Origin of the sequence: Paenibacillus turicensis, assembly GCF_017873435.1 — a bacterium.
In the GTDB taxonomy this organism is placed as follows: Bacteria; Bacillota; Bacilli; order Paenibacillales; family Paenibacillaceae; genus Fontibacillus; species Fontibacillus turicensis.
Genome location: NZ_JAGGKG010000022.1, coordinates 1 through 20420 on the forward strand (window position 1 = coordinate 1; position 20420 = coordinate 20420).

Genomic DNA, 20420 nt, shown 5'->3' on the forward strand with positions numbered 1-20420 from the left:
ATCTCATGGAATCTATTCCCTGATAGCTCAGTTGGTAGAGCACTCGACTGTTAATCGAGTTGTCACAGGTTCGAGTCCTGTTCGGGGAGCCATTAAGGCCCGTTGGTCAAGCGGTTAAGACACCTCCCTTTCACGGAGGTAACAGGGGTTCGATTCCCCTACGGGTCATTTATATATGGAGGCTTAGCTCAGCTGGGAGAGCATCTGCCTTACAAGCAGAGGGTCGGGGGTTCGAGCCCCTCAGCCTCCACCATATATTTTATATTATTGACGCGGGGTGGAGCAGTTCGGTAGCTCGTCGGGCTCATAACCCGAAGGTCACAGGTTCAAATCCTGTCCCCGCAATTAAAAATTATTTATTAGTGTGGAGCCGTGGTGTAGAGGCCTAACATGCCTGCCTGTCACGCAGGAGACCGCGGGTTCGAATCCCGTCGGCTCCGCCATTAAAAATTTTTAAAAAGACTCTCTTATTAAGAGCCATTAGCTCAGTTGGTAGAGCACCTGACTTTTAATCAGGGTGTCGAAGGTTCGAGTCCTTCATGGCTCACTTTTATGAATGCGCGCGTATGGCGGAATTGGCAGACGCACTAGACTTAGGATCTAGCGTCTAACGACGTGGGGGTTCAAGTCCCTCTACGCGCATCATAAATTGCGGACGTGGCTCAGCGGTAGAGCATCGCCTTGCCAAGGCGAGGGTCGCGGGTTCGATTCCCGTCGTCCGCTCCATAATTTAAAATGCGCCCTTAGCTCAGCTGGATAGAGCGTTTGACTACGAATCAAAAGGTCGGGAGTTCGAATCTCTCAGGGCGCGCCATTTAACTTAATAAGCCGGTGTGGCGGAATGGCAGACGCGCTCGACTCAAAATCGAGTGGGAAACCGTGGAGGTTCGAGTCCTCTCACCGGTATAAGTAAAAGAGTTCATTAGAGATATTCTCAAATGGGCTTTTTTTGTTTGAGTTTTATACCAAATTTGAGTAAATACTCGCCGATGTTACGTAATCACTGCGCCCTAGCCATTCCTGAACCTCTTTCATGCTTACACCGCTGGCTAATAATAAGTTGGCGCAGGTCGTGATACCAGTTTGGCTTAAAACCGTGTCTGTTGAGCAGAATGGAAAAGCTGCGTAATATATCGCTTAATGCGACACCCTAACGTATTGCCATAGATATACTCTAGGATATCTATGAGGCTGGCATGTTTAATCGTATCGGCCTCCTATTGCGTGGCATGTCATTTCCTCAAATAGGGCTTTCCATCGGGATTACTATCGGCTCTCTGGGCTCAATAACTGATCTTTATAACTTCTTCACAATGTATAAATTAGTTCTTCATATTTATTGTTTATATTATATTCATAAGGAGGAGATACTAATGAAAAAACTATGGATTGGAATCGCAACGATGGCTTTGGTTATGGGGATTGGAACGGCAGGTGTCTATGCGGCTACAGCCGAAAACGGCACCGACAACAGCGGTAAAGCAAATAAGCAAATCACCTTTGAACAAATGTTGCCGCATGCCAAGCAAATGCACCCGGATCTCTCCGAGGAACAAATTCGGGAGATGTATAATAGCTGCCATGGTGGCAATGGCCGGGGTGTTAAAGGTATGATGAACAATACTCAGATGTTTAGGAATATGATGAACTTCTAATTACGAATTTAGACAGGCCTCGCGAGTTACGTGAGGTCTTATCTCTACTTAATGAAAGGGATTTGTATGGAACGGACAAAAATTTTAATTGTCGATGATGAACCAAGCCTTCTCCACGTCATTAAAGCCTACCTGGAGAAACAGGACTACCTGGTTTATGAAACAGATTCAGGACAGGGGGCGCTTCGGCTTTTTGAGAATCTCCAACCTGACTTAGTCATCTTGGACTTAATGCTTCCGGACCTTTCGGGCGAGGATGTTTGCAAGACGATCCGAAAGAAATCGGATACTCCTATCCTCATGTTGACCGCCAAAAGTAGTGAAGACGACCTTGTTCATGGTCTATTAATCGGAGCAGATGACTACCTTGTCAAGCCGTTCAGTCCTCGGGAACTGATGGCCAGGGTTATCAGCTTGCTAAGAAGATCGAAGTCTGCGGGATATACGTTGAAGGAAAAAAAGATTTCTTTCGGTGGGAACCGCCTATCCATCGATCCGGAACGGCATGAAGTAACAGTCAGGGGCGAAAGCGTCCAGCTTACCCCCATTGAATTTAAATTACTTGAAATTTTAGCCAAACATTCGAAGAGAGCATTTAACCGTTTCGAACTGGTTAATCTGATACAAGGGGATGATTTTGAAGGTATGGAACGAACAATTGATGTCCATATCAAGAACATCCGCCAAAAAATCGGTGATCACCCGAAAAATCCATCGTTTATTATTACGGTCTATGGGGTGGGGTATAAATTTCAGGGGGTCCCTGATGAATAGCGGAGGACTGCGTAAAAGACTGTTAATTTCGCATTTAGGCGTAAGCCTCGGTTCACTGCTGCTTATCATGATCATTGTTTATCTGGTCATGGCTTACTCATTTGGAAGGTATACGCAAACTCAGCAACAGGCAGAGGTAGATACGATTGTCGAAGATTTGGTAGGATCCTATGATGAAATTGCAGGCGGATGGTTTGAGGTTTCTTTTATGTCTATCTCACATCAAGCTATGCTTCGGAACTATATCGTGAGAATTTATGACGTTGGAGGCAATTTAATCTGGGATACGAAATCTATGGGGAGAATGATGCATGCCTCTAAACTAACTGAAAAAGGCACTATAAATACGAAAGTAATAACGCGAGATATTACAAAAAATAATGTGAAGATCGGCAGGATCGAAATTGAGGGACTTGCAGGCAATTTTGAGACACAAAACCGGCAGTTTCTGAACCTATTTAACACATTACTTTGGGTGGCGTTTATTTTGGCCATTGCCGGTGTAACAATCTATAGCGTACTTATGGCAAATAGCCTAAGCAGACCTTTATTACGCATCAAACAAATAGCTACTCAAATGAAGGAAGGGGATTTGTCATCTCGTGTTGTATTGGCAAACCGTCATACGGAAATCGAGGAGGTGGGGCTCGCTTTAAACCATTTAGCAGATGAACTAGAGCAACAAGATCAGTTACGAAAAAATTTAACGGCCGATATTGCCCATGAATTACGTACACCGCTTGCCACGATCCAAAGTCACATTGAAGCTTTTCAAGATGGGGTATGGGAAGCGACTCCTGATAAATTGGAGGTGTGTCATGGGCAAGTTATCCGGTTAGTAAAGCTTATTCATGATTTGGAGAACTTGTCAGCGGTCGAAAATCCGATGCTCAAGCTAAAACAAGAACCGGTTAGACTGCTTGAGGTGATCAGAGATTCCGAAGAAACGGTAAAAGCTCAGTTCAGCGAGAAACCGATCGATCTCAACATTCAGGAAGAAACACCAGTTGTTATTATCGGCGATGCTGGACGCCTAGTTCAAGTTTTTGTTAACCTGTTGAATAACGCATATAAATATACCGGCGAAGGTTCAATTCATGTTAGGATTTTTGAAGTCGCAGATCATGCGAACGTAACCATTTCAGATACAGGTACAGGCATAGTACCCGATGAGCTGCCGCATATTTTTGAGCGTTTCTATCGTGGAGATAAATCACGGAATCGCAGAACAGGCGGTGCCGGAATCGGTTTGGCCATCGTAAAGGCTATCGTAGAAGCACACGGCGGCAGTATTTATGTCGAGAGTAAAATCAATCAGGGCACTCGGTTTACATTACACTTTCCGAAACAGTTAAAATAAACATACTAAGATTAGTGGGTAAGGACATCGACGGATGACTTTACCCACTATTTGGCTTTTTAGAGGCTGTGACAAAACCAATGCCTAAAGATAAAAAAACGATGAACGTTTACAATAAGTAAAAATTCATTGGTTTTCTTTATTTTATCAAAGAAAAAACACCTTCTGGTAAAATTAAGTCAACAGGCCCAAACACAACCAGAGGAAGTGTCCTTATGTTTAAAGGTTGAAAATAAAATGGGTTTGCACAAGAAGATAACCCCTCTTGTGCAAAACATAAAAAATACAAAAAAGTGGAATATGAATGGCGATTCCACTTTTCTTCTAGAGGCTTAGGTTTTGTCCTGCGCCTTTTGTTTCAAATAAGCATAAAGGTTAATTTCCAGTTTCAGCAAACCGTCGAATTCTTTCACCAATTTGATCACGTACACGTTGAAATACAGCCCACTTTTCTTCATCTGTGCCTTGGGCTTTTGCTGGGTCATCAAATCCCCAATGCTCACGTTTCACTTTAGGCGGTGTTATAGGGCATTTATCTGCGGCATCGCCACAAAGAGTTACAACCAAATCAGCGGTGTTCAAAATCTCAGTATCAATTATATCGGAAGTTTGGTTTGAAATCTCAATTCCTACTTCCTTCATAGCCCTAACTGCATTTGGATTTAAACCATGTGCTTCAATTCCTGCACTGAACACATTCCATTGATCCCCTAGATGCTTTTTTGCCCAACCTTCGGCCATCTGACTACGACAAGAGTTTCCTGTGCATAAAAAATAAAGTGTTTTCTTATCCATATTATCTTCTCCTTTATATGTGAACCTTATAAAATGGTTAACCACAGGTACAAACCAAGCAATGTTATAAATAGCGTTGGGACAGTGAGGATTATTCCTGTTTTAAAGTAGGTTTTCCAAGATATGCGAACGCCTTTATTCGCGAGTACATGTAGCCAAAGTAAAGTTGCTAATGAGCCAATCGGTGTAATTTTAGGGCCAAGATCTGAGCCAATAACGTTAGCATATATTAAAGCCTCATGAACTACTCCTGAAGTCTGAGTAGCGTCAATGGCAAGAGCATTAATCATTACTGTAGGCATGTTATTCATAACAGAGGATAAAATAGCAGCAATAAAGCCCATTCCCATCGTTGCAATAAACAACCCCTGATCCGCAATTTGGTGAATGACTTCGGCAAGTAAAGTGGTTAATCCGACATTTCGTAAACCATACACCACAACATACATTCCAATAGAGAAAAATACGATTGCCCAAGGAGCACTTTTAATTATTTCTTTAGTGTGAACAGCGTGACTTCTGCGTGCCATTAACAAAAAGAGGAGTGCAATGATGCCTGCAATGAGGGAGACGGGAATTTTCATAAACTCACTGACAAAATATCCAATCATCAGAACAGCTAAAACATACCAAGATAGCCGAAACATTGAGGCATCTTTAATGGCATCTGCAGGTGCTTTTAAGTGAATCACCTCAAAACGCTGCGGAATACTTTTGCGGAAAAAGAAGTAAAGCACTAAGATGCTGGCAATAAGAGAGAATAAATTTGGAATAATCATTCTGCTTGCAAATTCGCTAAATCCAATACCAAAAAAATCAGCCGAAACGATATTAACCAGGTTGCTGACGACCAGTGGGAGAGAAGTGGTATCCGCAATAAATCCACTTGCTATAATAAAGGGAAATACTTTCTTCTCATCAAAATTTAATGCTCGAACCATGGCTAATACTATAGGTGTTAAGATGAGTGCTGCGCCATCATTGGCGAAAAATGCAGCAACTATAGCTCCAAGAATACTGACAAACACAAACATACGTATGCCACTCCCATGGGCAGCGCGGGCCATGTGTAGCGCGGCCCACTCAAAGAAACCAATCCTATCCAAAATCAATGAAATGATAATAATAGCCACGAAAGCTAATGTTGCGTTCCAGACGATCTGACTTACGTCCAAGACATCTTGAAAATCGACAACTCCTACAAGTAGTGCTAATACTGCACCACCGCAAGCGGACCAGCCAATGGATAAATTTTTTGGCTGCCAAATTACGAACGTTAATGTAATTAAGAAAATAAAACATGCCAATACAATGGATACCATTTTAAGCCTCCAATTTCACCTTTAGCTGGATTCAGCAAATAAACATATTCGTAAATCATTATATAATCATATAATTATATAATCAATAGAAGAAATATTAATTACAAACCGGAGCTATTTCTTCTTTGTTTAGGAATGATAAAATGCTTTTTGGATCAGGCGTGAAGTCTAATACTGCTTTAATATAAGGCTTATCCTTTACGTTCAAGGAATAGTATACCCACTGCCCACGCTTATTTTCCTTTACAATACCCTGCGATTTTAGTTTTCTTAAATGTTGGCTTACACCGGGTTGGGAAATTTCTAAAATCTCAACAAGTTCACAAACACATAGTTCTCTATCTTTTAGTAAAGCCAGTATAGTGAGCCTTGTTTTATCACTTAATAGCTTTAACTTTTCAGCCATGTCAATTATTTGCTCCAAGATCATTCCTCCAGTATCAAATTTGAGAGTGTTTATTATCCATTAATATAAATTAAGTATATCACAAAACATTCTTCATACTTCCCTTCATTGATTTGGAATAGTATCTCTGATTTATTAGTCATTATGCGTTTAGGAGATAATGGAGTATCACCTGAGAAAGAAAAAATTTTGGTTACGGGAGCAACTGGTAGTGTTGGTGGTGCAGCTATGCCCATGCTGCATAAAAAAGGCTATCAAGTAGTCGCTAGCACAGGGAACTTGGATGCTGCTGATTATTTGAAATCACTTGGAGCAAGTGAACAGCAATGGCAAGCTGCCGTTGATCCTGTAGGCGGTAATATGCTTGCTGCTATTTTGAGCAAAATCGAGTATGGAGATTCCGTTCGATATTTTGAAATTCAAAGCTCTTGGCCGTATTCTGGTTCATGTGTCTCAAGATTAATTGTACAGATTTTGATGAAATGTCTTTTCGCAACAGTCTGATATTAAAAAAAGGCGAGCTTTTGGGAAGCCTGTTCAGACCTATCCCTCAGTTAAATGAAAAAATGGTTTTTTATGAGTTATCTGATCGTTATTCATGTGGAGGTTTTAGTCAGTTGAGAGCGTAAAATGTTTACGAACGTTATTGAATTCGAGAGAAGTTTTTTCTAAAAATACTTGTTGAAATTACAATTTGAAGATGATATGATCCATCTATGTAAAATACAGAATATTGTATATTGAAAGGGGAAGTTATTGTTGTTTGAAGGGCTAAACTCGAAAAGCAGCATAGTCATTCAAAAAGTTGCTGAAGAGCTTCTGTTTGTCGAATTAGATTCGAGAATTCCTAAAATAGATGATTTGTCTCAAAAGTATAATGTAGGACGGGGTACTGTACAAAGTGTGTTAAAAAAATTGGAAGAGACTCACTGCATCTCTTTAGAGTCAAGAGGACACTTGGGAACATTTCTTAGAAGGAAAAATGTGAATTTACTGCTTCAATGCTGCGGTTTAAATAATATTGTAGGCGTTATGCCTTTGCCATACTCCCGTAAATACGAAGGACTTGCTACTGCACTGCATGAAGTATTTGAAAAGTTAGGTCTGTCTCTTCATTCCGCATTTATGAGAGGAGCAACCATCCGCATAAACAATGTGTTGGAGGGGAGATACGATTTTGCGCTTGTATCTAAGTTTTCAGCGAATGAAGCTGTGGCAAAAAATGATGATTTGATGATTGTGAAAGATTTTGGCCCCAATTCGTATGTTTCTCGTCATGCACTTATTTTTGCCGAGGATAAGAGCGAAATTGAGGATGGGATGAAGATCGGCGTTGATAGTTATTCAATTGACCAACAGGTTTTGACCCAATTGGAAGTGAAAGAACGAAATGTGGAGTATGTGAATTTGAACTACATGCATTTATTGAAACACTTGAAGGCAAAATTAATAGATGCCATGGTATGGAATATGGATGAAATCGAGAGCAGTTCTTTGCATTTATCGGGCTTGACGTCGCCAGAAGCTTTGGAGATGGACAACGAAATGAGCCAGGCTGTATGCGTAATACGCAAAAATAATAAGAAGATTGAGTATTTGTTTAACCTGATATCAACTGCTGAAATTGTAAAAACCCAACAGGATGTGGAATCTGGCAAGTGTATACCCAAATACTGATGTATATAATCACTTGTGAATAAGCAAGGTCAATTTCTTGCTATTTGTTTTTGTAAGCGCTTTATAATGGTGGTACCCAAAAAAGCCACTGCGATATGCAATGGCTTGGCCTGTCAATGTTTTGAGATTGTATTTGTTTAAAATGCGCCTGCTTCGGCGTCCGTCAATATAAGGACACGGGGATGAACCTGTAGAAATGATGCTGGACATTGAGTGGTGATGGGACCATAAATAGCCCTTTGTAGTGCGTCCAATTTTTCCTTTCCTTTGGCAAGGAGTAATATCTGTTTGGCATGTAATATAGCACCAATCCCCATCGTAATGGCCTGAGTCGGAACCTCTTCAAGCGATGAAAAGAAGCGAGCATTGGCTACACGTGTTGATTCATGAAGGGAAACGACATGCGTATTTCCAATTAGTTCATTGCCCGGTTCATTGAATCCAATATGTCCGTTGTGACCGATACCCAGTAGTTGCAGATCAAAAAATGGTGACTTTTCAAGTAATGAGTTGTAGTGGGCAGCGGCTTTATCGGCATCTCCGGAGTTTCCGTCGGGAATAAACGTATTAGCGAGATCAATATCTATATGCTGAAACAGATGCTTTTTCATAAACTGGGAATAGCTCTGCTCATGATCTTTGGGGAGGCCAACGTATTCATCAAGGTTATAGGTCGTTACGTTTTGGAAGGATAGCAGGCCCTTTTGATATAATTGTATCAGTTTATTGTATACTCCAATTGGCGTGCTCCCTGTAGCTAGACCTAAAACCGCTTTGGGATTTGCTTGGAGCAGGCTGGCAATTATAGCGGCCCCTGTTTCATTAAATTGTTCCTCATCGTGTACTCTAAGTATATTAAACATAATTGTTTCCTCCTGGAGTAATAATTTTGCTTATAAACTATTGAACTTAATGTAACACGATGATATGATTAGTTCAATACAAAATACAGAATATTGTATATTGAAAAAATAAGATCAAGGATCAATTCCTCTGCTTGGTTTTTACAGGGGAACTATACTAAGAGGAGCGTGAAGAAAAGTGAGTGCTTTAAGAGAAAGACTTGATATCTTATTTACTACTAATACCATCACACCAAGCGCTATGAAGCTGTGTGAGGCAACAATTTCAAAATTTATTAATGCAAATAACGAAAAGCAATACACTAAGCTAATTACTCATCTCGCCATGGCTGTCACACGTATAGAGCGAGAAGAAGAGTTGATTGCTCCACCAGAAGATATCATGGAGGAAATCAGACGATCTCCGCATTTCTCTCAAGCTGTTGAAAACGTAAGTTGGATCGAGTCTCAGATGAGCATTATGCTTCCTAATGAAGAACGACAATATCTGATCATGCATTTTGTTAATGCTTCGCATCTTTAAAAATACTTTCGGAAAAGAGGAGAGCACATATGAAAATTGTTATTGGTGGACAAGTGGAGAAGAAGGAAATTGAGGCATTGGTTAAACAATACGGCGGGGATGCGGTTGAAGTAACTGTTAAAAACGATCTGGAAGCTGCAATGGCACTTAAAACGGGACAAGCTGATTATTATTTGGGCGCTTGTTATACAGGGGGAGGCGGTGCTTTAGCTATGGCGATTGCTCTTGTTGGCAAGCCAAATTGTGCAACGATTTCCATGCCTGGTCAGCCGCCAACACAAGAGAAAGTAAATCAGGCTGTCGCTCAAGGTGCAAAAGCATTTGGATTTACTGGTGATCATAAAGACAAAGCTGTTGAGCTTATTATGACAGCGCTTACCAAATAGGAGTTATATCAAAATTAAGGGGGGAATTGTATGTTGGAAGCTTTGTTAATCATCGCGCTAGGAACGGTAACTGCTATTATGGCCAATTTAGGAATTGCTGTATTTAATGATGGTCTTAGACCTATTGTCCCTGAAAATCTCGAAGGGAGAATGAGTCGAAAGGAGTTAGGTGTTACCGCATTTGCCATGAGCTTTGGGCTTGTGATCGGATACGGTTTACCTATTTCGATTTCAGCTAGCATTTTGCTTATTCACAGTATTTTGCTAGGAACAGATATCATCGGTTTAGTTTTCAACCGTGGGAAATTAAGTACAGCTATTGCTGGTGTGGTTGGTGGCGTGTATGGTGCTGGCATTTATTTTGGACTTCAAGCGGTGGTTAAAGCATTTGAACTGCTTCCGCTCAACTTTATTGATGGTTTTAACAAGATCGGCGAGCCTGTTGTTGTTTCCTTTATGGTGTTTCCTGCTCTCGCCATTGCACTACAATTTTCGGTCAAGAAAGGTATTATCGCTTTTCTAGCAGCGGCGTTGGTTAGACAAATTGCTGTCTTTAGTAACACTAAACAGCTTATTCAAATTGATGGCACGCCGGTTGTTTTGAGTCCCGAAGGCATTGCGCTGATTGTGGGCATGGTATTTTTAATTGCATTTGCAATGAAGGAAAAATCTGACGATCAGAGTTTATCAACATTGGCTTCGATGTTCACAGACCGTGTGCAACGAATTAAAAAGTTTTCGTGGATTATTATGATCAGCGGCGGTTTGGCCGCGGCTGCCACTAATCTCCTGCTGATTGCTGGCGATCCAATCTCGTTAAGCTTACTGGCAGATGGAAAAATTACAGAGGGCGGTATTGCCGCATTAGCCAAAGCGATTGGATTTGTCCCTCTTATTGCTAGTACGGCAATTGCTACCGGTGTGTTTGGTCCGGTTGGATTTACATTTGTATTCGGAGTAGGGATATTTTCACCAAATCCGCTTATTGCAGCACTGCTTGGTGCGGTCGTTATTTTCTTGGAAATTCAGCTGTTGTCGAAAATGGCTAAATTTTTGGATCGTTATCCAGGAATCCGTTCTTCTGGGGAGAGCATCCGAAATGCAATGACCAGAGTGCTTGAGATTGCACTTTTGATTGGTGGGGCCAATGCGGCTAATGCCATCGTACCGGGGCTTGGATATTTTGGAATTGCAGGTTTCTACTTGTTGAATGAAGTAGCAGGACGTCCAATTGTACGAATGGCCGTAGGTCCTGTGGGAGCGATTGCTGTTGGTATTATAGGGAACATTTTAGTTCTACTAGGCCTGTATACTCCGCCGTTGTAAGGAGAGAGGAGAGAGAGAAAAATGTATATTCAAACCGTGCTTGGTGAAATAAAACCAGAGGAACTTGGCGTTTGTGCGTGTCACGAGCATCTTTATGTGGATTTGAGCCGGATTAAGAAAAATGAGGATACGTGCTTGCAGGATACAAAACTTGTATTAGATGATTTGAAAAGTTTTTATAGTTATGGAGGACGTGCCATTGTTGAGGTAACTAATGATGGAATGGGACGGGATGTAAGCAAGCTTGCTGAGATTAGTAAGGCTGCAAACATTCATATTATTGCAAGCACTGGTTGCTATAAAGATCCTTTTATTCCTGAGGAGAAGCTGCAATGGAAACGAGATCAGTTCGCTGATTGGATGATTCGGGAAATACAATATGGCATTGAGAATACAGGAATCAAGCCTGGCGTGATCGGTGAGATTGGGAGTAGTCTGAACGAATTCAAACCGATAGAAATAGAGTTGTTTCATGGAGCCATCGTAGCCGCGGTAGCGACAGGTCTTCCGCTTTCTACTCATACGACGCTTGGAACCTGTGCGCTGGAGCAGATTGAGCTATTTACAAGAGAAGGTATACCTTTAGATCAAATTATTATCGGACACCAAGATCTTAACGAGCATGATGATGTGGTACTGGAGGTGCTGAAAGCTGGTGCCTATGTTGCGATGGATACCATTGGGAAGGAAAACTATCGTAGTGACAAGGCTCGCTTGGAATCCTTATTAAAGTTTATTGATCATGGATTTGAGAACCAACTGCTGTTGTCAACCGATTTGACACGGAAATCGCACCTGCGTGCACGTGGAGGACAGGGCTATGATGTAGTATTGAGATCATTTGTACCTTCATTACAAAGCAGGGGAATAGCGGATGAAATAATCAATAAGCTGTTGGTAACCAATCCACAGCAGGCATTCAGCATCAGGAAGGCGGGTGACACCTCAGTATGAGATATAAACAATCTGTATTGAAAAACCGCACCATGGAGCAGGCGCAACAGTTGCAGTTTAAATTGATTGACGAAATTACTAAGGAATTTACCAATAATGATTTTTTTCAAATTGGAGATGTCGGATTGCATCCTGAATACAACAGACCGTTAACTACCGCTCGAGTTGAAAAGGTACTTGCTCGGACATTTGGTGGAGAGCAGTGTGCACTGACAAGGGGAAGTGGTACCGGAGCAATTAGAGGGATTTTAAGTGTGCTAGTCGAGCCGGGTGATTCTGTTATCGTTCATACGGCTCCGATGTACACCACGACAAAGGAAACTTTCCGTTTAATGGGGCTTCGCCAGTCTGCTACGGATTTCAACGACATGAATGCTGTGGCGGATTTGCTAGAAAAAGATCAGACTTCCAAAGTGTTTTATGTTCAGCATGCAAGACAGCAGCCGACGGATACGTATGAGCTCCAAAAACTAATTGAGTTTGTTAAAAGCAAGCGACCTGATCTGCCAATTGTGGTCGATGATAACTACTGTGCGATGAAAATGCAGGGAATCGGTTCAGAATATGGCGCAGATTATTCTACATTTTCAGGTTTTAAGCTAATGGGTCCACAAGGGATCGGTGTCATTATCGGTAAACAGGAAGGGATCGAGAAGCTACAAGCTAGCAACTATTCGGGTGGTGGCCAAGTTCAGGGGTACGAAGCACATGAGTTGCTACGTAGTATGGTGTTTGCTCCGGTCATGCTGGCGATTCAAAACGAACAGGTGGAGAAGTTGTGTCATCGTCTAGCAAACGGCGAAGTTGCAGGGATCAAGGAAGTATATATCACCAATTCCCAATCAAAAAACGTTATTGTAGAGCTGGAGCAGCCACTTGCATCATTAATTATTGAACGTGCTTCCCACTATGGTGCGGCTACTTATCCAGTAGGGGCGGAATCTCGCTTTGAGCTGATACCGATGATTTATAGAGTATCGGGAAGCTTTCTAGAGAGTCAACCAAGGCTTAAGGAGTATGGTCTGCGTATTAACCCAATGAAAGCCTCGGCAGATACGGTTATCCGCATTTTAGAAAATGTGCTGCAGGAATTTAGGGGGTAAAACCAATGTTTATAGATATGACTTTAAAACGGAATGAGGGATTGATCACAGCGGCGATGCTTCTTCACCAGAGGGGGGAGATCCCCCCTAATACGTACGTGATTGATGCGGACGGGCTTGAGCATAATGCCAAAGTTCTGTCGGAAACAGCGATTGAGCATGACATGAAGCTCTATTATATGACCAAACAGATTGGCCGTGGGGGTTTTGCTGGAAAGCTGATTGAAGGAAGCGGGATAAAGCAAGCTGTGGCTGTTGATATAGATGAAGCTTACGCACTGTCCAAGGCTGGATGTAGTATAGGCAATATTGGACATATCGTACAGCCCGGCAAAAGCCAGTGGAGTGATGTTTTGAGCAAAATGGAGCCAGAGGTGGTAACCCTATTTTCTCTGGAACGAGCTGTGCAATTGTCAGATGCCGCTTTGGCACTTGGGTATGTACAGGATGTCATACTGAGAGTCATCTCACCAGGAGATGCTATTTTTCCGGGACAATTCGGCGGGTTTTTACTGCATGAGCTGAATTCGTTGCTACCTGAAATGTTGAAGCTACGTGGAATACGAATTGTGGGGGTTACCAGCTTTCCCGTGCTACAAATTAATGCGGAAAATACGGATTTTGCTTTCACATCGAATTTGCAGACACTACTTACTTCAGTAGAAACCTTAGCGTCGCATGGCATCGAGGTAAAGCAGGTGAACGCTCCTAGTGCAACAAGCTGCTATACTATTCCACTGTTGAAACGGTATGGCGTCACACATGGCGAGCCAGGTCATGCGCTGACAGGTACAACACCGCTTCATGCTTACAACGATAAACTTGCTGAAATTCCAAGTATTGTCTATGTTTCGGAAATTTCGCATATGGACGATGAGTACGCATATACGATTGCTGGAGGTTTTTATGCTCGCTCGCATATGCAGCAGGCCTTATACGGTGCAACATCGGAAGAGATTACTACTCAAAGGGCAAAGATCAGTCAATATTCTGCGGAAAATATTGATTACTATGGTTGTTTAGATCACGAGCAGTCAATGAAGGTTGGGGATACCGTGATTTATGCCTTCCGTACGCAAATATTTGTAACTAGAGCCCATGTCGCTTATATAAGAGGGGTAAATAGCCTCAAACCTGAATTGGTTCATTTCCAGAAAAGAGGGATTTAACGTGGGAAAACTCACCTTGTTTGTGCTGGATGGATTTGGTATTGGAGCTATGGCAGATTGCCATAAGCTTAAGCCAGAAGATGTTGGTGCCCATACGTATAGACATATTCGAGAAACAGTGCCGTTAAATATTCCAGTTCTGTATAGCTTGGGTCTTGGCAAGCTGGTGGATGATATCGGAGAGCCGCTTGGGGCATATGGTCGCAGCAATCTAGCTCATTATGGAGCGGATACTTTTATGGGGCATCAAGAGTTGATGGGTAGTAAACCAGGGATGCCGGCAACACGACTAATGTCAGAGATTGGTACAGTGCTTAAGTGTGCACTTGAAGCAGTGGGATATCGAGTGGAGACTCCCATTGCTGGCGCAACCGTTTTGCTCGTAGAGGGAGCTGTTGTTGTGGGGGATAATCTGGAGTCACAGCTAGGTAATATTATCAATGTGGTAGGGGATTTGAATCTGCTAGCTTTTGATGAAGTTGTGAGGATTGGAAAAGTCGTCCGTGCCAATATAGACACGAGTAGGGTGATAGTGTTTGGCAACAAAAAAACAGATATCAATGTCATTTTATCGGTTGTACATGAAAAAAATCCAGGCCAATGGGGGGTGGACGCACCCAAAGCCAATGTGTATGGTGAAGGTTACCAAGTCGTGCATCTTGGCTATGGGGTGGAGTTTGAGAAGCAATTTGCTTACATGGCGGAGAGAAGTGGAATTCCAGTGTATCGGATTGGAAAAACGGCGGATGTTATTCAGGCTAATGGGTTCAGTGATCCTGTAGTAGAAACGAAGGAAGTTTTGGCCACGTTTAACCAAAAGTATCAGGAAGCTGAACATAATGCAGTATTTCTGGTCAACGTGCAGGAAACCGATCTTGCTGGGCATAAAGAGGATTCCCTCTGGTATAAGGAGGTGCTCGAACAATCGGATCAGTTCCTAGAAACTTTTATTAAGGAGCTGGGAGATGAAGATCTGCTCATTATTACGGCTGATCACGGCAATGATCCCACCATCGGTCACTCTAACCATACGCGGGAACAGACACCAATTTTAATAATAGGTAAGCAAACTCTACCTGTATTTATAGGAGAACGGACTACGATGGCTGATATCGCAGCAACGATGGCGGAATATGTAGGTATTGGAGCACCGGAATATGGAACAAGTTTTTTACAGTTAATCAAAAAGAGGTGAGATCTCTCGCATAGAGGATGAAGGAAGCATATTAATGTAGTTAATGGGTCCATTAGAGAATTTCTCTAGTGGGCTTTTTTTGTTTCTGACTTTACATCCTCGGGGTATATAGTTTGAAATACAATTCATAGATTGAATAAAAAATAAAATGTAAAATACAAATTAAATAATCAAGGAGTGGAGGAAATAAGGATGGCTGAATCCTGGCATAAATTTTACACACTCATGCACAAAAGTGAACCTGTAGCTGAGATTGAGCTCGATGAAGCGACTAATTCCATCTCAGCGATAAGACAGGTTTATGCACCACAACATGTGCCAGTGGGGGTACGTGTTAAAGAGAGGAACATAGATCGCGCAGCACTAAATGAATGGTGGAGGGAACGTGCGATTCCGATTACCCGTGACGGAATTAAGGAAGCATTGCTTAAATTGAATATGTCTATAACACAGGAATTGCTAGATAAAAGCTACGGGCTGAGTTTGACTGATCAATATTGGATTTCCCCATCTGAATCACAGTTGGAATGGAATGTCGTTAATTTTTTTCACAATCCTTTTTCGGAGGATGTAGGGAATGTGTTAATTGGGCAAGGTTCATCTGATGTGATCAGTTTCATGTCACCAGATAACACAACCGATGGCTGGTTAAAAAAGAAATGGACGATGATAGATGGAAAGCGTTACTTGTTGAAAGGGGGAAGCGGGGAGACTCAGCAGGAGCCATATAATGAAGTTATTGCCACCAAGATTATGGAGCGTCTCGGTATACCTCATGTTCCTTACACGTTGATAGAGCATGAGGGTTTCCCCTATAGCGTGTGTGAAAATTTAATAACTCCACGAACAGAACTCATCACAGCATGGTACATAATGCAAACTAGCAAAAAGCGGAATCATATATCTGTGTATCAGCATTATGTGAACTGTTGTGAAGCACTCGGCATTACCGGTATTGTGGAGGCACTTGACCAGATGATGGTGGTTGATTACTTAATTGCAAATGAAGATCGACATCAGAATAATTTTGGCGTAATTCGCAATGTAGAAACCTTGGAGTGGGTTGGGCCAGCGCCAATTTACGATAGTGGTTCATCGCTCTGGTTTTCTAATCCCCTTGGTTTGGTTGCCGCAAATGCTAAGCTGACATGTAAACCATTTAAGTCTGATCATAACGAACAAATCAAGCTAGTAACCTCCTTCGATTGGCTAGACCTTTCTCTATTAGATGGAATTGAAGAAGAGGTGCAAACCATTTTTAATGGTTCACATTTTGTAAATGAAGCCCGTTGTCTTAGAGTTTGTCAGGCTTTGCGTGGACGCATTGAACGTTTGCAGAAATTTATTGACAGTCGTGAGCCACACGTATGGGTAGATGATTCCAGCACTGATGTAAAAGAAAATATTGCGTACAGTGGTTCGTTGGAAGAAGATGAAGGAGGGAGATAGGAAAGAAAAATAGAAAGAAAGATAGAAAGAAAGATAGAAAGATAGGAAAATAGGAAAATAGGATAGATGATTTGATATTCAGTTTCAAACATAACGTCTCTATGAAGATAAAATCGTGGAGGCGTGTTTTTATGGTGGTCTAAATGATTAAGAAATCCGATATATCTGGAGTAGTGCGAAGTATAAAATTGGATTGAGTATTATGTGAGTAATTTTAATCTATACTTACACTACTTTTTAATTATTGATTTTAGACATTTGATAGTATAGTAGGGAATAAATAATGTTAACTAGGGATTTTTTGTGATTTTATTCACATTTAATATAGAGTGAAAATTAGATTAATCAGATTAATCTACATTTTGTTAAACATGGAGGAATCAGCTTGAGGAAGTTAAAACCATTAATTTTATTGTTACTTATAATTTCACTTATGATGGGGGGATTCGCTGGTTGTACAAGCTTATCAACATCAGACACTACAAAGCTGAAAGTAATGACCTACGATAAGGAAGACAGATACTTTAATAATCAATATGGAGATATGTTCCATGCCAAAAATGATTCAATTAAGATTAAACTTGTTAGACATGATAGTAAAGGACTTGAGGGTAACGAATCGAACTACTTAGAAAAGCTAAAGCAATCTTTTGAGCAGGAGGAACTGGATGTTCTTTACTTAAGTATGAATGAATACAATCAGTTGTCGCAGGATGGTTTTTTGTTAGAACTTGATCCGTTAGTAGTACGGGATCATTATAATATCGATACAATTTTTCCTTCTATTACTAGCCTTTTAAGGGAGCAAGGTGGTGGAAGGTTATATGGCTTTGCACCTACATTTCAACGAAAAGCAATTTATTACAATATCGATTTGTTTGAGCAGTATGGGGTTGAGTTACCACACGATGGAATGACTTGGCAAGAAATAATTGACTTAATAGGACAATTTCCTACTGATGGAGATGAGCAATCGAGAATATACGGAGGGCTAAATTCTTTTGGGTTATCAAAAGAAAATCCCTTATTAGGGTTAGGTCTAAGCATTGGTTTATTTAAGGGATTAAAGGCAGTTAATGTTAATACTATGAAAGTAACAATGGATACAGAAGGTTGGAAACAAGCGTTTCAACAAGCGAAAGTGGCTTTATCATCAAACTCATTTCTTATTGGAAGATTTAATGAGGATGAAGATTTCGATAAACAGCAACCCTTTGTTCAGGGGCGACAAGCGATATTAATTTCTGACGAACCTATCTATGCTTATAGTGCACTCGACTATATAAAAAGTGGAAAATCAGATAACAAACCTTTTAAGATCGGAATGGTAGTTGGTCCCGTGAATGAAACTAACCGAGAAGTAACAAGAGATTTATATATGAATAATGACTATGTATATGCCATTCGTGCCAAATCCTCTAATGTAGAGGCTGCATGGGAATTGTTGAAGGTTATGCAAGGGGATGAAGTGGCAAGTAAATTAGCGAGAAGACCTGATAACGGAATTCCTTCGCGTATGGGACATAAAAGTGATTTTAATGGAATTGACCTAGATGTTTTTTATCACTTAACCTCGGTGCTATCGAATGGCTATGCGGATGATCCTAATAATGTTATCCCAGATAAATTCAATGATAAATATTGGGAATGTATGGAGCGAGAATGGACGCAAGTAGAGAAGTCCCAAAAAACTATTGATGAAGCATTAAAGACCATTCAACAAGACTTACAAGTTGCACTTGATAACGTCATGCTTGATAAGAAAGTGACTGGAGAAAATAGTGAGGGGAAGTCCAATAATAACATAAGAAAAGACATGATAATTAATTGGGAGGATTTTAAGACAATACCTTTTAAATGATGATTCTGAGTGTTGAAGTAAAGATAGGAGCCAATAAATGAAAAAAACATGGTTACGCGTACTTACAATGCTTGTTGTTAGTTGTGGATTAATAGTAGGTTGCACAAGTAATTCTATGGTACCAGGTAAAACTAAGGAGCAGCAAGAAAAGACAACTCTTAAAGTTATCTCTCCAAATTCTGAATTATTTTATAAACAATATGGGGATTGGTATACAACACTTCATCAAAATATCCAATTTGAAGTTATTAGTGAAGCAGATATTTACAAAGACATGGGGGATAAGACGAAGGAAGAAGTGTACAAAGATTTTATCACTAAAGAACAGCCAGATATATTAATTATGAGTGTGGATCAGTTTAAGCATCAAATCAAGGAAGGTAACCTAACTGAACTTAGCTCATTAAGTACAAGAGATAAGTACAATTTGGAAGACTTCGTTCCTGGTTTAGTGGACCAGTTACGTGAATTGGGCGGTGGTGAATTGTATGGACTTACTCCATCCTTCTCAAGCAAAGCGTTATTTTATAACAAGGATATGTTTAAGAAATATGGTCTAGCGTTTCCAACGGATGGTATGAGCTGGTACGATATAATTGAGCTTGCTCTTCAATTCCCTACTGGTGGGGAGAAGCAGCAACAAGTTTATGGATATAGCAGTGGGGAAATTTACGAATCACCTATGGATTTAGTTACACTGATTGATAAGATGAGTCAAACCGAGGGATTATCCATTGTGAATACCAATCAGATGCAGGTGACCATTGATACAGAGGCTTGGAAGAAATTAATTCAGACCGCAATTCAGGCAGATCAGTCTGGAGCAATTTTTAATTCCATGGATGATTTATTCACTAGTGGCACCAAAGAGGAGTTTGTTGATAGTCAACCATTTTTGATGGGACATGCGGCTATGCGTATCGGTTCTGTAACAACGATAGGACTTATGGAACATTTAAAAAAGGATTTGAACAGTGTTACATCTTTTGAAACCGGTATTGCTGCTGGACCTGTTGATCCCCATGACCCAACATCCACGTATGTGACATTAGGCGATATAGTTGCTATTAATATAGAATCCATTCATCAAGATGCAGCATGGAAATTTATTAAGTATGTGTGTGGAGAAGAATATGCTGAGGCCAGCTCTAAATCTAGTGAATTATTGCTAGGTCAACAGATGTTGTTAAGTCGAACAGGATTTATGAAGGAGTATGAAGGAATAAGCCTGGAGCCATTTTATAAGCTGAAGGCAAAGCTACTAAAGCGAAGTAGCGATTGGGGAAAGCTACCGGACTCATTTTTTAATGATTTTGCTACGATCCTAGGTAGAGAATTAGAACTAGTAAAAAAAGGGCAAAAGAGCCTTGATGAGGCATTAGCAGCAGTAAAGTCTGAGGCTCAAAGTAAACTAGAACAATCTGTTAAGAATAGATAGGATAATAAATTTGAGTTAAAACAAATGTAAGAAGAGATAATGTTTAAATCATTTCAACAAAGAAGTAGCTGTTAAGTAAATGTATCATATTTTGCAATCTTACAACGTTTAATGATTCTGATAAAGATCAAAGAATTAAGCGTTTTTTTATTTTATCACTATAC

General features: G+C 40.8%; 18 protein-coding genes, 10 tRNA genes and 1 pseudogene. 25 read left to right on the forward strand and 4 right to left on the reverse strand.

Translation table 11 applies throughout. The annotated features are described in order from the left end of the window. Nucleotides 1-16: 16 nt before the first annotated feature. From J2Z32_RS18540 to J2Z32_RS18600, 13 genes are all read left to right on the forward strand, one after another. Nucleotides 17-92, forward strand: a tRNA-Asn gene (locus J2Z32_RS18540). A gap of 4 nt (nucleotides 93-96) precedes the next feature. After that, nucleotides 97-168: transfer RNA gene (locus tag J2Z32_RS18545), tRNA-Glu, on the forward strand. 9 nt (nucleotides 169-177) lie between these two features. Then, nucleotides 178-253, forward strand: a tRNA-Val gene (locus J2Z32_RS18550). Nucleotides 254-271: 18 nt separating this feature from the next. Beyond that, nucleotides 272-345: transfer RNA gene (locus J2Z32_RS18555), tRNA-Met, on the forward strand. A gap of 21 nt (nucleotides 346-366) precedes the next feature. Beyond that, a tRNA-Asp gene (locus J2Z32_RS18560) sits at nucleotides 367-443 on the forward strand. Between the two features lie 31 nt (nucleotides 444-474). After that, nucleotides 475-547 (forward strand) — tRNA-Lys (locus J2Z32_RS18565). Between the two features lie 13 nt (nucleotides 548-560). Further along, nucleotides 561-642, forward strand: a tRNA-Leu gene (locus J2Z32_RS18570). 9 nt (nucleotides 643-651) lie between these two features. Then, nucleotides 652-726: transfer RNA gene (locus tag J2Z32_RS18575), tRNA-Gly, on the forward strand. An 11-nt stretch (nucleotides 727-737) separates the two neighbouring features. Continuing rightward, a tRNA-Arg gene (locus J2Z32_RS18580) sits at nucleotides 738-814 on the forward strand. A gap of 13 nt (nucleotides 815-827) precedes the next feature. Beyond that, nucleotides 828-906: transfer RNA gene (locus J2Z32_RS18585), tRNA-Leu, on the forward strand. A gap of 467 nt (nucleotides 907-1373) precedes the next feature. Next, the gene (locus J2Z32_RS18590; RefSeq protein WP_245251605.1) at nucleotides 1374-1655 is read left to right on the forward strand and encodes an FAD/FMN-containing dehydrogenase; all 282 of its coding nucleotides are present in this window, start codon (nucleotides 1374-1376) and stop codon (nucleotides 1653-1655) included. Nucleotides 1656-1721: 66 nt separating this feature from the next. Next, complete coding sequence (locus J2Z32_RS18595) at nucleotides 1722-2429, forward strand: response regulator transcription factor (protein ID WP_210090692.1); 708 nt, start codon at nucleotides 1722-1724, stop codon at nucleotides 2427-2429. An 88-nt stretch (nucleotides 2430-2517) separates the two neighbouring features. Further along, on the forward strand, nucleotides 2518-3789 hold the full coding sequence (locus tag J2Z32_RS18600) for a sensor histidine kinase (RefSeq protein ID WP_245251606.1): 1272 nt from the start codon (nucleotides 2518-2520) through the stop codon (nucleotides 3787-3789). 375 nt (nucleotides 3790-4164) lie between these two features. On the opposite strand, the gene arsC is transcribed toward J2Z32_RS18600, so the two are convergent. From arsC to J2Z32_RS18615, 3 genes are all read right to left on the reverse strand, one after another. Beyond that, the gene (arsC, locus tag J2Z32_RS18605; protein WP_210090694.1) at nucleotides 4165-4584 is read right to left on the reverse strand and encodes an arsenate reductase (thioredoxin); all 420 of its coding nucleotides are present in this window, start codon (nucleotides 4582-4584) and stop codon (nucleotides 4165-4167) included. Nucleotides 4585-4610: 26 nt separating this feature from the next. Continuing rightward, nucleotides 4611-5906: an arsenic transporter gene (locus J2Z32_RS18610; protein WP_245251607.1), complete on the reverse strand. Its 1296-nt coding sequence runs from the start codon at nucleotides 5904-5906 to the stop codon at nucleotides 4611-4613. A 97-nt stretch (nucleotides 5907-6003) separates the two neighbouring features. Continuing rightward, a complete protein-coding gene (locus J2Z32_RS18615) occupies nucleotides 6004-6330 on the reverse strand; it encodes an ArsR/SmtB family transcription factor (protein ID WP_210090695.1) in 327 nt (108 codons plus the stop codon). 117 nt (nucleotides 6331-6447) lie between these two features. Here J2Z32_RS18615 and J2Z32_RS18620 point away from each other — a divergent pair. Beyond that, nucleotides 6448-6717: pseudogene (locus J2Z32_RS18620) on the forward strand (oxidoreductase); the annotation flags it as partial. 354 nt (nucleotides 6718-7071) lie between these two features. Continuing rightward, nucleotides 7072-7989, forward strand: coding sequence for a GntR family transcriptional regulator YhfZ (gene yhfZ, locus J2Z32_RS18625; protein WP_210090697.1), 918 nt, complete (start codon nucleotides 7072-7074; stop codon nucleotides 7987-7989). Between the two features lie 137 nt (nucleotides 7990-8126). Here the strand turns inward: yhfZ and nagB are convergent, their stop codons facing one another. Beyond that, complete coding sequence (gene nagB, locus J2Z32_RS18630; RefSeq protein WP_210090698.1) at nucleotides 8127-8852, reverse strand: glucosamine-6-phosphate deaminase; 726 nt, start codon at nucleotides 8850-8852, stop codon at nucleotides 8127-8129. A gap of 178 nt (nucleotides 8853-9030) precedes the next feature. Between nagB and J2Z32_RS18635 the strand changes: the two genes are divergently transcribed. From J2Z32_RS18635 to J2Z32_RS18680, 10 genes are all read left to right on the forward strand, one after another. After that, nucleotides 9031-9375 carry a PRD domain-containing protein gene (locus J2Z32_RS18635; RefSeq protein WP_210090699.1) on the forward strand — a complete coding sequence of 115 codons (345 nt, stop codon included), beginning with the start codon at nucleotides 9031-9033 and terminating at the stop codon, nucleotides 9373-9375. Nucleotides 9376-9404: 29 nt separating this feature from the next. Further along, a complete protein-coding gene (locus J2Z32_RS18640) occupies nucleotides 9405-9761 on the forward strand; it encodes a DUF2620 domain-containing protein (protein WP_210090700.1) in 357 nt (118 codons plus the stop codon). 30 nt (nucleotides 9762-9791) lie between these two features. Further along, complete coding sequence (locus J2Z32_RS18645) at nucleotides 9792-11087, forward strand: YhfT family protein (protein ID WP_210090701.1); 1296 nt, start codon at nucleotides 9792-9794, stop codon at nucleotides 11085-11087. A gap of 21 nt (nucleotides 11088-11108) precedes the next feature. Then, nucleotides 11109-12041, forward strand: a complete 933-nt coding sequence (locus tag J2Z32_RS18650) for a phosphotriesterase family protein (RefSeq protein WP_210090702.1) — start codon at nucleotides 11109-11111, stop codon at nucleotides 12039-12041. After that, complete coding sequence (locus J2Z32_RS18655; protein ID WP_210090703.1) at nucleotides 12038-13144, forward strand: aminotransferase class V-fold PLP-dependent enzyme; 1107 nt, start codon at nucleotides 12038-12040, stop codon at nucleotides 13142-13144. Before J2Z32_RS18650 ends, J2Z32_RS18655 begins: the two co-directional genes overlap by 4 nt. Nucleotides 13145-13149: 5 nt before the next feature. Next, complete coding sequence (locus J2Z32_RS18660) at nucleotides 13150-14313, forward strand: YhfX family PLP-dependent enzyme (RefSeq protein ID WP_210090704.1); 1164 nt, start codon at nucleotides 13150-13152, stop codon at nucleotides 14311-14313. 1 nt (nucleotide 14314) lies between these two features. After that, nucleotides 14315-15508, forward strand: a complete 1194-nt coding sequence (locus tag J2Z32_RS18665) for a phosphopentomutase (RefSeq protein ID WP_210090705.1) — start codon at nucleotides 14315-14317, stop codon at nucleotides 15506-15508. Between the two features lie 192 nt (nucleotides 15509-15700). Further along, nucleotides 15701-16957: a HipA domain-containing protein gene (locus J2Z32_RS18670; protein WP_210090706.1), complete on the forward strand. Its 1257-nt coding sequence runs from the start codon at nucleotides 15701-15703 to the stop codon at nucleotides 16955-16957. Nucleotides 16958-17342: 385 nt separating this feature from the next. After that, nucleotides 17343-18818 carry an ABC transporter substrate-binding protein gene (locus tag J2Z32_RS18675; protein WP_210090707.1) on the forward strand — a complete coding sequence of 492 codons (1476 nt, stop codon included), beginning with the start codon at nucleotides 17343-17345 and terminating at the stop codon, nucleotides 18816-18818. Nucleotides 18819-18855: 37 nt separating this feature from the next. Beyond that, nucleotides 18856-20256, forward strand: coding sequence for an ABC transporter substrate-binding protein (locus tag J2Z32_RS18680; protein ID WP_210090708.1), 1401 nt, complete (start codon nucleotides 18856-18858; stop codon nucleotides 20254-20256). Nucleotides 20257-20420 lie beyond the last annotated feature (164 nt).

What these genes read in the sequence shown, in the direction of transcription:
- J2Z32_RS18680 (WP_210090708.1), top strand. Translation starts at nt 18,856, where the DNA reads ATGAAAAAAACATGGTTACGCGTACTTACAATGCTTGTTGTTAGTTGT.
- nagB (WP_210090698.1), bottom strand. Translation starts at nt 8,852, where the DNA reads ATGTTTAATATACTTAGAGTACACGATGAGGAACAATTTAATGAAACA.
- arsC (WP_210090694.1), bottom strand. Translation starts at nt 4,584, where the DNA reads ATGGATAAGAAAACACTTTATTTTTTATGCACAGGAAACTCTTGTCGT.
- J2Z32_RS18600 (WP_245251606.1), top strand. Translation starts at nt 2,518, where the DNA reads ATGGCTTACTCATTTGGAAGGTATACGCAAACTCAGCAACAGGCAGAG.
- J2Z32_RS18590 (WP_245251605.1), top strand. Translation starts at nt 1,374, where the DNA reads ATGAAAAAACTATGGATTGGAATCGCAACGATGGCTTTGGTTATGGGG.
- J2Z32_RS18640 (WP_210090700.1), top strand. Translation starts at nt 9,405, where the DNA reads ATGAAAATTGTTATTGGTGGACAAGTGGAGAAGAAGGAAATTGAGGCA.
- J2Z32_RS18595 (WP_210090692.1), top strand. Translation starts at nt 1,722, where the DNA reads ATGGAACGGACAAAAATTTTAATTGTCGATGATGAACCAAGCCTTCTC.
- J2Z32_RS18610 (WP_245251607.1), bottom strand. Translation starts at nt 5,906, where the DNA reads ATGGTATCCATTGTATTGGCATGTTTTATTTTCTTAATTACATTAACG.
- J2Z32_RS18645 (WP_210090701.1), top strand. Translation starts at nt 9,792, where the DNA reads ATGTTGGAAGCTTTGTTAATCATCGCGCTAGGAACGGTAACTGCTATT.
- J2Z32_RS18670 (WP_210090706.1), top strand. Translation starts at nt 15,701, where the DNA reads ATGGCTGAATCCTGGCATAAATTTTACACACTCATGCACAAAAGTGAA.
- J2Z32_RS18650 (WP_210090702.1), top strand. Translation starts at nt 11,109, where the DNA reads ATGTATATTCAAACCGTGCTTGGTGAAATAAAACCAGAGGAACTTGGC.
- J2Z32_RS18660 (WP_210090704.1), top strand. Translation starts at nt 13,150, where the DNA reads ATGTTTATAGATATGACTTTAAAACGGAATGAGGGATTGATCACAGCG.
- J2Z32_RS18655 (WP_210090703.1), top strand. Translation starts at nt 12,038, where the DNA reads ATGAGATATAAACAATCTGTATTGAAAAACCGCACCATGGAGCAGGCG.